The 12,611-nt window shown below is 73.7% G+C and carries 9 protein-coding genes; 1 reads left to right on the top strand and 8 read right to left on the bottom strand.

The window, feature by feature from the left end; genetic code table 11:
- Positions 1-129: 129 nt before the first annotated feature.
- The 7 genes from ACZ6ZN_RS05430 to ACZ6ZN_RS05460 all read right to left on the bottom strand — a co-directional run bounded on the left by ACZ6ZN_RS05430 (position 130) and on the right by ACZ6ZN_RS05460 (position 10,163).
- Positions 130-1,209: an aminoglycoside phosphotransferase family protein gene (locus ACZ6ZN_RS05430; RefSeq protein ID WP_469643972.1), complete on the bottom strand. Its 1,080-nt coding sequence runs from the start codon at positions 1,207-1,209 to the stop codon at positions 130-132.
- 47 nt (positions 1,210-1,256) lie between these two features.
- A complete protein-coding gene (locus ACZ6ZN_RS05435; protein WP_469643218.1) occupies positions 1,257-2,384 on the bottom strand; it encodes an aminopeptidase P family protein in 1,128 nt (375 codons plus the stop codon).
- Positions 2,385-2,985: 601 nt separating this feature from the next.
- Positions 2,986-3,561, bottom strand: coding sequence for a PDZ domain-containing protein (locus ACZ6ZN_RS05440; RefSeq protein ID WP_469643220.1), 576 nt, complete (start codon positions 3,559-3,561; stop codon positions 2,986-2,988).
- 258 nt (positions 3,562-3,819) lie between these two features.
- Entirely contained in the window at positions 3,820-5,985 is a 2,166-nt protein-coding gene (gene cyc2, locus ACZ6ZN_RS05445) for a germacradienol/geosmin synthase Cyc2 (protein ID WP_469643222.1), read from the bottom strand.
- 140 nt (positions 5,986-6,125) lie between these two features.
- Positions 6,126-7,319, bottom strand: coding sequence for a damage-control phosphatase ARMT1 family protein (locus tag ACZ6ZN_RS05450; protein ID WP_469643224.1), 1,194 nt, complete (start codon positions 7,317-7,319; stop codon positions 6,126-6,128).
- Between the two features lie 40 nt (positions 7,320-7,359).
- Complete coding sequence (locus tag ACZ6ZN_RS05455) at positions 7,360-8,007, bottom strand: ScbR family autoregulator-binding transcription factor (protein WP_369195256.1); 648 nt, start codon at positions 8,005-8,007, stop codon at positions 7,360-7,362.
- Between the two features lie 356 nt (positions 8,008-8,363).
- Positions 8,364-10,163, bottom strand: coding sequence for a S8 family peptidase (locus ACZ6ZN_RS05460; RefSeq protein ID WP_469643226.1), 1,800 nt, complete (start codon positions 10,161-10,163; stop codon positions 8,364-8,366).
- Between the two features lie 357 nt (positions 10,164-10,520).
- Here ACZ6ZN_RS05460 and ACZ6ZN_RS05465 point away from each other — a divergent pair, with 357 nt between their 5' ends.
- Positions 10,521-11,489 carry a lytic polysaccharide monooxygenase gene (locus ACZ6ZN_RS05465; RefSeq protein ID WP_469643228.1) on the top strand — a complete coding sequence of 323 codons (969 nt, stop codon included), beginning with the start codon at positions 10,521-10,523 and terminating at the stop codon, positions 11,487-11,489.
- A gap of 18 nt (positions 11,490-11,507) precedes the next feature.
- Here ACZ6ZN_RS05465 and ACZ6ZN_RS05470 read toward each other — a convergent pair whose 3' ends face one another.
- A complete protein-coding gene (locus ACZ6ZN_RS05470) occupies positions 11,508-12,149 on the bottom strand; it encodes a Tat pathway signal sequence domain protein (RefSeq protein ID WP_469643230.1) in 642 nt (213 codons plus the stop codon).
- Positions 12,150-12,611: the final 462 nt, after the last annotated feature.

Consider the following 12,611-nt stretch of genomic DNA (forward strand, 5'->3'; position numbering starts at 1 on the left):
CCCTCCCTTTTCGATCATGGAGGCTGAGAAATACGGCCGAACCGGGCAACCCGAACGCGCCCCGACGCGGGAGGAGTTGGGTGGGGGTTCCGGCGCATCAGGCCGAAAATCGCCGTACGGCAAGGGTCGTTACGGGACGTCCTCGGGGGCTCCCAGGTCCGTCACCCGTTCCAGCAGGATCGGTTCCCAGGCGTGGCGCAGGCGGGTGCGCAATGCGGTGATGCCCTCGGTGGTGAGGTCCTCGGTGGAAAGCGCCTCGGTGGAAAGGGCCTTTGCGGTGAGGGCTTTTCCGGTGAGGGCCTCGGCGAGGTGGACGACGGTGTCGCAGCGGGCGAGCCACAGGCCCCGCAGGCAGGGGCGGGCACCGTACCCGGCGAGGGTGGCGGCGCGCACGGCGGCCGGTGAGCCGACGGCGGCGGCGAGCCCGGCGATGTCCTCCGCCGGGTCCCCGACGACCGCCCCGCCCCAGCCGAGCACGCCGCGCACCCGCCCGTCGGCGCTCACCACCAGGTGAGCCGCGGTGAGGGCGTGGTGCGTGAGGACCGCCGAACCGGGCTGGGCGGCGAGCTGGGCCGCGGCGGGCGCCGTGAGCCGGTCGAGCCCGGCGGCGTCGAACTCGTCGGACTCGGCGAGTCGTTGCGCCGCCCGGGCGGCCACCCGCCGCAGGGCCTCCAGGGAGCGCGGCGCGGCCCGCGGCACCCCCAGGGTCTCGGCCTGCCGGACGGGCACCTCGCGCAGGCCGGTGAGCAGCGCCGCGAGGTCCGCCTCGCCTACGGCGGACACGTCGTGCCGCTCTGCGGAGCCGCCGGGCACCTTGGTGTCGAGGGTGTAATGCAGCCCCGGCGCCCATTCCCCGGTCGCCACGCTGACCGGCACCGTCATCGGCAGGTGCGGGCGGACCAGGTCGCGCAGCCGCAGCTCGCGGCGCTGGCGAAGGGTGGCCTCGCGGTCGGGCGCCAGGCGCAGCACGTGACGGGAGCCGACCCACCAGGTGGCGGCCGACACCGCCTCACCGGCGGGCCCTGCGTCCGGGCCGGCCGGTCTGACGCCGGGGCCGGCGGGCCGTACGTCCGGGTCGGCGCCCCGCGCGGTCGCCGCACCACCCCGGCCCTCCTCGCCGCGCGACTTCTTGCCGCCGCCGCCGTCCTTGAGCAGGGAGCGGACCAGCCGGCGAACGGTGTCCGCGGAGGGGGTGGGTGCCTGGGTCATGGTCGCGCCGTTGCCGTTCGGGAGGCTTCGTGGGGACATCGGGGGCGTCATTCCACTATGACCAGCTCGCGGGTGGTGGTGTTCAGGCGCCGCCCGCCGTCCTCGGTGACGGTCACGATGTCCTCGATGCGCACGCCGAAGCGGCCGGGCAGGTAGATGCCGGGTTCCACGGAGAAGCACATGCCCGGCACCAGGGGCTGCTCCTCGCCCTCGATCATGTACGGCGGCTCGTGGGTGGTGACGCCGATGCCGTGCCCGGTGCGGTGGATGAAGTACTCGCCGTACCCCGCGTCCGCGATGACCGCCCGGGCCGCCCGGTCCACGTCCTGGCAGGCGGCGCCCGGCCGCACCGCGCGGAAGCCGGCCTCCTGAGCCGCGCGCACGACGTCGTGGACGCGGCGCTCCTCGTCGGTCGGTTCGCCCACGTGCACCGTGCGGGAGGTGTCGGAGCCGTAGCCGTGGCGCAGGCCGCCGAAGTCGAGCACGACCGTGTCGCCGCGTTCGATGACCCGGTCCCCGGCCTCGTGGTGCGGGTTCGCGCCGTTCGGGCCCGAGGCGACGATGGTGAAGTCCACCTGCTCGTGGCCGTGCCGGCGCAGCAGCCGGTCGAGGTCGGCGGCCACCTCCGCCTCCCGGCGCCCGGCGAAGGGGACGGTGCGGATCTCCTCGAAGGCGGCGTCGGCGGCGGCTCCCGCGGCCGCCATGAGCTCCAGCTCGGCCGCGTCCTTGACGGCCCGCAGCATCGGCAGGGCCTCGGTGAGCGAGACGTAGGCGCTGCCGGGCACGGCCCGCTGGAGGGCCAGCAGGTGCAGCGCCCAGGCGTTGTCGCTCACCCCGAACCGGCCCGCCGGGGCGAGCAGCGCGGCCGTGGCGGCGTAGGGGTCCTTGCCGTCGGTCCAGTCGCTCAGCTCAAGGGCCGAGGCGCCGGCCGCCTTGCACGCGTCCGGGGCCTCCAGGGCGGGGACGACGAGGACGGGGTCCTGGTCCCCGGCGAGGACCAGCAGGGTGAGCCGTTCGGTGACGGCGGGGGGTGTGTATCCGGTCAGCCACGTCAGGTCCGGCCCGGGGGCGACCAGCAGACCGGCGAGTCCGGCCTCGGCGGCCGACCGCGCTGCACGCTCCATGCGGGCCCGGTAGTCGTCGGCGGTGAAGGACGCGGCCGTGCTTCCGGTCATCCGGGCCTCCCAGGACGGACGAAGGGGTACGGGCAGCATCCTGCCCGGCGGACGGGGGCCGCGCGAGCCGTCTGCGGGCTTTCCCCCGGCCCCGGCCGTACGGAAGGGGCTCGAAGCGCGCACGGGGCGGGCCGCCGGCCGCTCGCACGCCCCCGATACCCACTCGCACGCCCCCGATACCCGCACGGGCACCCCCGGCACCCGCACGCGACCGCGGTGCCCCTCCTGTGCGGCGGTGCGGCGGTGCCCGGCGGGCGAGGCGGCGGTCACCGGTGGCGGATCGCCGAGCAGTCGGGCCGGGGGGCGCCGCACAGGGCACTGCCCTGCGGCCGCTCGCCCACCGGACCGAAAGGTCACGCGGGGATGCTGTCCGGGCCCTAACCCGTGCTCCCGGCGGCGGATCATCCCGCACCGGAGCAGGACAACCGCACAAGGCACTGCCCTGTCGCCGGTCGCCGACCGGGCCGAGGCACCACGGTGAGAGCCCGTCCCACGGTCGGTCACCCCGGGCAGCCGAAGAGGCCCGCGGTAGCGCCCGGCGGCAGATCGTCCCGGCCCGAGGGACGGCTCCGCCGTGTGAGTCCTCCGCCGCGGAGCACGCTCACGCGGCGACCGCCGGTACGGCCGTGAGCTGCTCGTAGCCGCCGCTGCGGTGCCGCACGGTCAGTGTCACCTCGCGGCCGGGGCGCACTCGCGCGACGGCGCGTACGAGGTCGGCCGCCGTGTCGATCCGGGTCCGGTCGAGGGTCAGCAGCACGTCGCCCCGGATCAGCCCGGCCCGCTGCGCCGGACCGGGGACATGGAGCCCGACCACCACGGCCCCCGGCCCGCGGGCGTCCATGACCTGCACGCCGAGGGTCGCCGCCGCGGGCGACGGGACCGCGGGCGACGAGGCCGCGGGCGACGGTGAGGGGACCGGGGAGGCCGGTGCGTGCGGCCCGCGCTGGCCGAGGAAGGCGCCGTGGGCGGCCACCGTGGAGCCCATCGCCCCGAGCCCGACACCGGACAGCACCAGGACCGCACCGGCGAAGCCGCCGAACAGCACGTTCAGCAGCCGCCGCCCGCGCCGCCGGGCGGCGTGCGGGCGGGGCCGGGAGGAGCCGCCTTCCTTCCGCGGTGGCGCCCCGCCGGGGTCCTGGCCCGGCATGGGCTTGGGTCGCAGCGCGGTCTGTTCCATGGCTCGCCTCCGGGTGGTGCCGATCGCCTCCGGCGGACGCGGGACGATCACGGCAGATGCTCTACCCAACGGTTCTGCGGCCGACGAGCCACGAACGAGTGAGACTGAGCGGCCCCTGCACGGGACAGGGAGGGGGCGGAGGGCCGGAGGGCCGGAGGGCGGACGCGGTTCGCCCCGCACCCGTGGGGGGTGCGGGGCGAGCCGGCAGGACGGCGGGCCCGGGCCAGCCGACAGGACGGCGGGCCCGGGCCGGGCCGCTCAGTGGAAGGCCGGTACCGGCACGGCCGGCGGCCGGTCGGGCAGGAAGCCGTGGGCGCGCCGGGACAGCCAGGCCTCCTTGTAACGGTCCACCTGCTGGTGCCAGTTGAGGATGCCGGACATCCAGTTGCGCAGGTCGTCCACGTACGTGCCCATCGCGGCCCGCGCCTCGTCCGACAACCGGAAGTCGTCGTACAGCACGGGCAGTTCGTGCTCGACCACGTGCTCGAACTGGCGCATGCGCTGGCTCATCAGGTCGTGCACGATGCCGAGCCCCGTCGGGTAGTCGCAGCCGAAGAACGACTGCACGACGAGGATCGCGTTGTGGATCTCACCTTCGAACTCGATCTCCTTCTGGTACGAGAAGACGTCGTTGAGCAGGCACGCGAAGTCCATCGCGGCGTTCTCCAGGGAGCGGACCGGGCCGCTGCGGTACACCTCGGGAGGGACCGCCGGGCCGTGGCCCATCCGGCACAGGCTCAGCGTCAGGTCGGAGCCGAACGTCGAGCGGCGCATCTCGAGATAGTCGACCGGGTCGGGGACGCGGTTCTGGAGGTGGTTCGACAGCTCCCACACCCAGCTCTCGGTCATCGAGTCGATCGCGTTCTTGAGTGTGCGCCGCTGGTCGGGCGTCATCGTGGCGGTGGTGCGCAACCACAGGTCGATCAGGCTGCGTTCCATGGCGTTGACCGGTGCCGGTGGCGTGCTGCCGTCGACCGGCATGCAGTCGGACAGCCGGGCCGTGGTGATCCGGGCCGCGGCCAGGTCGCGGCGGTGGCCGTACACCAGGGGGTAGTAGTCGTCGCCGTAGGTGCCCCAGGCCAGCCACTGCGAGCTGAGGTCGAGGGCCTCCTCGGTGGCGTCCGGGTCGAGCCCGGCGGCGCACAGGGGCAGGTCGTAGGCGCGGAGCTTGTCCTCGTCCCAGACGCCCTCGGAGAGGATGCCCATCCGGGTCACCCAGGCGTGCAGGGTGGCGCGGGAGTGGTCCAGGTGCGGGCTGAGCTGCAGGGGGAACGGCATCCGGATGTCGGGGATCCGCGACGGCCCGACCTTCTGGTAGGGCACGTGCGTGTAGGACCGCGTCCGGTCGGCTCCGGCCGAGGCGAGCAGGGCGCGCACGTCGGCGGCGGAGGTGCCGAGGCCGGTGCAGCCCGGCCAGGGGCCGCCGCCGCGCACGGCGTTCTCGTTCATGTAGCGACTGGAGCGCAGGTGCCACTCGTGGCCGCCGGACTGCCAGTCCTGCAATCCCTTGGTGTAGGCCGCCACGGCCGCGACCTCGTCCGGCCGCAGTCCCTTCTCCAGGGCCAGGGCGGGCACTTCGGTGAACGCCGTGTGCTCGAACTGGTGCAGCCGGGAGGTGAGGACGTCGTTGACGGTGTCGGCGGCCTCCTGGGTGGTGCACCCGAAGAAGGTCTCCAGCACGAGGACGCCGTTGCTGTTCTCGCCCTCGTCCTCGACCTCGCGCTGGTAGGAGAAGAGGTCGTTGCGCAGGTGCACGGCGTCGGAGAACGTCTCCATGAGCACCCGCAGCGGCCTGGCCCCGGCGACGGAGGCGGGCACCTCGGCGGTGGCGTACTCCACGAGCCCCGCCGACCAGGGGGCGCCGCCCACCTTGCGGCGCATCTCGATGTACTCGACGGGGTTGGCGATGCGCCCCTCGTTGATGTTGGACAGCTCCCACATCGACTCGTTGAGCAGGTGCTCGGTGGCCACGGCGAAGCGGCGGCGCCAGTCCTCCGACATCGCGGGCACCGTGCGCGCCCAGAGGTCGGCGAGACCGGCCTCGACCGGGTTCTCCGGTTCGGGCACGGGCGCCGACAGGTCGAGCGGCATGAACAGGGGCAGCCGGTCCAGGTGTGCCTTGCCGGCGGCCCGGTCCTGACTGCGCTTGTACTTCTCCAGGAAGTGGTCGTCGAAGAAGAAGACCCACACGTACCAGTCGGTGACGAGGGACAGCGCGGGTCCGTCGCAGTCGGGGTGGGTGTAGGCGCAGAGCAGGCCGTAGTCGTGCGCGTCGAGGTCGGCCTGCTCCCACACGCCGGATCCCTCCAGCATGCCCATCTCGCGCGCCCACTCGGTCGAGTGGGCGCGGGCCTGGTCGAGATGGGGATTGAGCCGCGCGGGGTGCGGCATGTAGAAGTGCGGGAGCTCGAACGGCTGCGTCATGGCCGGGGGCTACCCGCGGTCCGCGGGCGGCATCCGCGGCCGCGGACATGATCACACCATCGCGTGAATCGGGAGTGATCCGGCAACTTCCGTCCGGCACTGCCGCGTTCCTGCGCCGGTCGCGGCCGGTGGGCTGTTCGCTAGCCGGGGACGCGCACCTGGATCAGGGCGTGGGTGCCGCCGGTGCGCCAGCGTGCGCCCTCCGTCGCGTCCAGCCGGGCCTCGGTGTCCGCGTCGAGGCCGGTGATCACGTCGGACTTCAGGGTGCGCAGTGCGGCGACCGGCCCGGGGAACCAGGCGGTGACGTCCGTGAAGGGCGTGGTCGCGGGCCAGAGCCGGTCGCCCACCAGGCGACGGTAGTTGAGGTCGCCCTTGAACACCGTCAGCGTGGCGGAGGCGAATTCGGCGCGCAGGTCGCCGGGCATCTCCTCGTAGGGCAGCGGCGCGCAGGAGAACGGGTGGGCGCGCAGGACGAGCCGTCCGTCGGCGCGGGCGGACCACAGCTGCCGTCCGTACCGGGCGGCGGCTCCCCCGGCGCCGGTCAGGCGGCGCAGGGCGTCGACCACGTCGGCGGTGGTGGCGTCGGAGACGTAGTACGGGTGGGGCTTGACGTGCAGGACGGCCCGGTCGATGCCGCCGGTGGCCAGCAGGTGGGCCAGGAGCAGCAGGTCCGGGACGAGTTCGCGGCCGGCGTTGTCGGCGACCAGGCACAGGGTGCGCGGGCCCGGGGCGCCGGGGGCGTCGAGCAGCGACCGCAGCAGGTCGCCGTCGTCGGCGACGAGACCGGGTACGGCGTCCGTCTGCCGGGCGCCCTCCGCCGACAGGCGGAAGCCGAGGTCGGCGCGGTTGCCCCAGAGGGAGCCGTGCAGCAGGGCGCGCCACCGCTCGTCGGCGGGGCGGGCGTCGAGGGTGTCGAGTGCGGACAGTTCCTCGTCGGTCTCGGCGGAGTCGAGTTCGGCCTGCTTGAAGGGCCGGAAGGGGTCGATGCCCTGCCAGGGCCCGGGGCCGAAGTAGCCGACCGCCTGGAGCAGGCGGCGGTAGAACCAGCTCTCCGACCACAGCCACGGCACCTCGAACCACGACCGTCCGGTGTACGCGCGCAGTCCCCAGTCCTCCCAGAGGGCGCGGTCGTGCGCGTCGGCGGGGAGGGACTCGATCCGGCCCTCGGTGCAGCCGGCGAGCAGCTCGTCGAGCGCGCGGTGCTGCTCCGGTCCGTACGGGAAGGCCTCGCGGACCTGCCGGATGATGGCGGGGTGCCGCTCGGCCAGCACGCTGTGCGGGAAGGAGCCCGGCCGGTCGCCGAGGAGCACGGGTGGGCGGGAGGTGTCGGGCATGGGGCTCACCGTAACGCGCACGAGGGGTGCGCCGGGCCGGTCACACGGGTGCGATCTCCCGCTCCAGGCGGGCGGCGAGGCTCAGGTAGCGGGCGCGGCGGGTGACCGGGACCAGGCCGCGGATGAGTATGGTCCACATCTCGGCCGTGCGGCGGGGCTGGCGGGCGACGGGTTCCCGGGAGCGTCCCACCACGCGCGTGCCGACGAAGAAGCAGACGAGCGAGTGGGCGACGACGTCGATGTCGATGTCCGGGTGGACGTCGGACTCCTTGACCGCGCCGACGAGCCGGGCCGTGACGATGTCCAGCCACTCGGTGAACGGGTGGCTCAGCGGGGGGCGGGGGCGGATGCCTCCGGTGGCGAGCCTCAGTCCGGCGCGCAGCACGGGGTCGTCGACGGACTGGCGCGTGATGCCGAAGGTGAGGCGCATCAGTGCCTCCAGCGACGTGTGGCCGCGGTTCTCGGTCTCCGTCGCCAGGCGCCGGGCGGTGAGCGACTGGCGTTCGAGGATCGCCTGGGCGAGGTCCTCCTTCGCCGCGAAGTGGAAGTACAGGGCGCCCTTGGTGACGCGGGCGTGCTCCACGATGTCGCTGAGGGAGGTCGATTCGTAGCCGCGGCGGTCGAACAGGTCAGCGGCGGCCGTGATGATCGTCGAACGGGTCTGCTCGGCTCGCAACTGCCTCGCCATCGGCTGAACTCTCCCGGGACGGAAATGAACGGGTCATGCCGTTTGTTTTTACCCCCCGCACACGATAACTCACCCTGAGACGGCGCTCATCGGGCAGGGGGGCTTGTTTTCGGGGGCACTTCCGGCATAGCTCGCCGGGCCGCCGACAGGAAACAGCGCATCCGGTTTCCGAGGAGCGGGTGTCCGCGGGCAGACATGAAGGCGGGCCGGCCGGTGCCCCATCCGCACCGGCCGGCCCGCCCGCTCGTGGCCCCGCCCTGTTGTGAGTTCCCGTCAGGGAAGGATCGAAGGATCGAAGGACCGAATAGTCGACGAGTCGACGAGTCGATCGAAGGATCAGAGGAGAACAGCAGGGATCAGAAGGTCAGTTTCCAGCCGTTCAGCGTGCCCGTGTCCTGCGCCGCGGTGTCCTGGACGCGCAGCTTCCAGGTGCCGTTGGCGACCTCGCTGGAGGCGTTCACGGTGTAGGTGGTGTTCACGTTGTCCGCGGAGTCCGACGCGGCGGACTTCAGGCGGTACGCCGTGCCGTCCGGGGCCATCAGGTCGATGACGAGGTCACCGCGGTAGGTGTGCGTGATGTCGACGCCGACCTGGAGGGCCGAGGGGGCGTTGCCGCTGCGGCCGGTGACGCTGATCGGGGACTCGATCGCGCCCCCGTTGTCCGGGATGGCGACGGCGGTGGTGCTGGAGAAGGTGGTGCCGGTGGAGGTGCCGCCCTTGACGGCCTGGACCGTCTTCGCGGCGTCCGCGAGGCCGGCGCCGCAGCCGCCGGAGCAGGTGCCCGGCAGCGGACGGGCGTTGGCCTTGACGGCCGACTCGATCTGCGCCGGGGTGAGGGCGGAGTTGGCCGACTTCATCAGCGCGACGAGGCCCGCGATGTGCGGGGTGGCCATGCTGGTGCCCTGGTAGTAGGCGTAGTTCTCGGTCGACGGCGTCTTCGTACCCGAGTTCAGCGTGGACAGGATGCCGTTGGCGGTGGTCGTCCGGGTCTCGCCGCCGGGGGCGGAGATGTCGACGATCGAGCCGTAGTTGGAGTACGAGGCCCTGCTGCCGGCGCGGTTGGTCGCGGCGACGGTGATGACGCCCGAGCAGTTCGCGGGGGAGGCGGTGGAGGCGTTCGTGTTCTCGTTGCCGGCGGCGACGACGACCGTGGTGCCGCGGCCGACCGCGCCGTTGATGGCGCTCTGGGTGGCGCTGGAGCAGGCGCCGCTCCCGCCGAGGCTCATGTTGATGACCTTGGCGACGTTGGTGTTGGCGGGGACGCCGGACACCGAACCGCCGGACGCCCAGGTGATGGCGTCGATGATGTCGGAGTCGTAGCCGCCGCACTTGCCGAGGACGCGGAGCGGGGAGATCTTCGCCCCGTACGCGATGCCGGCGACGCCCTTGGAGTTGTTGGTGGCGGCCGCGATGGTGCCGGCCACGTGCGTGCCGTGCCAGGAGGAGGTGGAGGCCGGGACGCCGGCGCCGCACTCGCCCGCGTTGTACCAGTCGCCCGGGTCGGCCGGGTTGCTGTCGCGGCCGTTGCCGTCGACGGAGACGGCGGTGTCGGATATGAAGTCGTAGCCGCCGACGATGTTCGCGGCCAGGTCGGAATGCGTGACGTAGCCGGTGTCGATGACGGCGACGGTGACGCCGCTGCCGGTCGTGGTGTCCCAGGCGCCCGGGACGTTCATGCCCGCGGTGGACTCGAAGAGGTCCCACTGCTTGCCGTACTCGGTGTCGTTGGGGGTGACGGCCGTCGGCTTGTTCAGCCGGTCCGGCACCACGTAGGCGACCTGCGGGTCGGCCCGGTAGGCGGCCACGACGTCGGCGACGGACGACGTGGAGGGGGCGGCGCCCAGGTCGACGAGGGCGGCACCGGTGCCGAGGCGGCGGCGGAAGTCGACGTCCTCGCCGGTCTTCTCGGCCTTGGCGGCGGCGTCGGCGGCGGCGGCCTTGTCGGACGCGGCCTCACCGGCGCCGGCCTTGTAGCCGACGATGAGGCGCTCGGCGGGAGTGCCCGGGGCGGCCTCCGTCTGGGCCGCGGGGACGGCGGCGGGGCGCGGGGCGGACTCCTGGGCGACGGCGACCGAGGCGGGGGCGGCGGTCAGCAGGGCGACGGAGACGACGGCGACGGACATCAGCTTCCGTCTGAGCTCTGGGGAGGTACGCACGGTCGTTGCCTTTCGTGGCCGGACTCCGGCGCGGCGGAGCGGCGGTGGGGTCGCTTCGTCCTCGAAGCGGAGGGGGGGTGGTTCGAAAAGCGGAGAGCGATGCGATGGCCGGCCAGGCGCGGGTGGGGGGCGGACCCGTTCGGGGTTACCTGTGGGTCAGCTGTGGTCGAACATTAGGCAACGGGCCGGTCACCGGGATACGGGGGAAACCCTCGATCCGATCGCGAACCGACCCTCGGTGAAAGGCGATCGAGCGGGAATGGCCCGATTCGAACGGGTCGTGGCGAAGTGAACGCGGCGGCCCGGTTTCCCGTACTGCATGACCGACCCTCCGGCCCGCCGAGGAGAGATCCGGACATGCTCGCTACGACCGTCCAGCGCACGGCGCTCGCCGCCGCCCTGACCATCCCGTTGCTGCTGCCGCTGTGGACGGCGGCGCCGGCCGCGGCGCACGGTGCGCCGACGGATCCGGTGAGCCGGGTGGTGGCCTGCTCCCCCGAGGGCGGTGAGCGGGCCGCCACGCCGGCCTGCCGGGCGGCCGTCGCCGCGAACGGCGGGCCGTTCACGGCCTGGGACAACCTGCGCGTGGCGAACGTGGCCGGACGGGACCGCGCGGTCGTCCCGGACGGGAAGCTGTGCAGCGGCGGCCTGCCCGCCTACCGGGGTCTGGACCTCCCCCGCACCGACTGGCCGTCGACCCGGGTGGCGCCCGGCGCGCGGCTCGGCCTGCGGTACGCGTCGACGATCCCGCACGCCGGCACGTTCCGGATGTACCTGACGAAACCCGGATTCGACCCGGGGCGCCCGCTCACCTGGTCCGACCTGCCGGAGAAGCCCTTCGCGCAGGTGACCGACCCCGCGCTGACGGACGGCGCCTACCGCTTCTCGGCGACCCTGCCGTCCGACCGGGTGGGACGGCACGTGCTGTACACGGTGTGGCAGAACAGCAGCACACCGGACACCTACTACTCCTGCTCCGACGTGGTGTTCCCGGCGCGGCGGGCGAAGGCGCGCACGGGCGACGAGCAGAGCGGTGGGGGCGAGGCGTCCGGGGCGGGGGGCAAGGCACGCGAGGCCAGAGGCAAGGGGACGACCGCCCCGGCCACCGAGGCTTCCGAGGCTTCCGAGCCGGGCGGAAGCGCCCCCGAGGGGGCCGCCGGCGGCGCCGCGGCTCCGCGCTCGCGGCCGCAGGATGCCCGGACCCCGTCGGCCTCGGCGGCCGCGGCCGGCTCGGGGCCGTCCTCGGGCACGCTCGCGGGCGGCGCCGCCGCGGTGCTGGTGCTCACCGGCGGCGCCGCCCTGGCCCTGCGCCTGCGCAGGCGCTGAACGCGGCCTCGTGCGTGATCAGTTGACGGTGACGGCGGCGCCTCCCGTGGTCACCGGGGCGTACTTCGCGGTGAAGAAGGCGTTGGCGAAGCACAGGGAGGAACCGGACGCCTTCGTGAACTGCTGGTTGGTGAACGAGATGCTGTGGTCGGCGTTGCTCGCCGTGCCGGTCAGGGCGGGCGCCCGGTAGACGCAGGTGACGGTGCCGAGCAGGGTGCGCAGTTTGACGGTGGACTGGAGCGTGGAGCCCGCCGCCGGCGTCACGGTGAGGGTGCCGTCGGACGACACGCTCGCCGTGTAGGGCAGGTTGTCGACGGTGATGCCGCTGACGCCGAGCACGCCGACGACGTTGGCCGAACAGCCGCTGGTGGCGAAGCTGTGCGAGTTCAGCGACTCGGTGGCGGTGCCGGGCGCGGCGGGGTTGTCGGTGACGGTCGCGGAGAACGCCGACGAGGTGCACGAGATGCCGTTGGTGCCGGTCGCGCTGGAGCGGAAGGTCGCGGCGGTGCCCTCGGCCAGGGACGCGTCGAGGACGGCGCCGACCTCGACGGCGGCGCCGTCGGCGGTGGTCAGCACCGGGGTGTCGGCCGCCGAGGCGGGGGCGGCCAGCCCCAGGGCGGCGACGGCGGCGGTGAGGGTGACGAGGGTGCGTGTGCGCATGCGGGTGTACCTCTTTCGCTGGCGTGGGGTGGAGGGGGTCGGGGAGACCGGCACGTCCGCCGCCGGGCCGTCACGCCTTCTCCGTACGTGACGGACCGGCGGCGGCCGGCCGCGGGCGCCGGGGGGCGCGCACGGGTCGGCCCTCCGGCCGGGCCGGGCAGGGGGGTGGCTGGTGTCACGGTCCGGGCGATACGGCCGTGCCGTACGAGGGAACGCGGGCGTGGAAAGCCCGTTCGGACGCGCCGGGCGACGAGCTGCGGTGCGGTGGCAGCGGAGTGCGGAACGCGCGGACGGCGCCGCGCGGCGGATCCGGCGCCACGGATCCGGTGGGACGAGGGAAGTTGTAGACCTGGCGCCGAGCCAACGTCAAGGCAGCGTAAGGGAGTTGTGCGCCGGGTGAGTCTTTCGGAACACGGCGGACTCACCTTCGGGACACCGTCCTCACTCGGTGTCCACACCTCC

This window comes from Streptomyces sp. NPDC053665 (assembly GCF_055585285.1).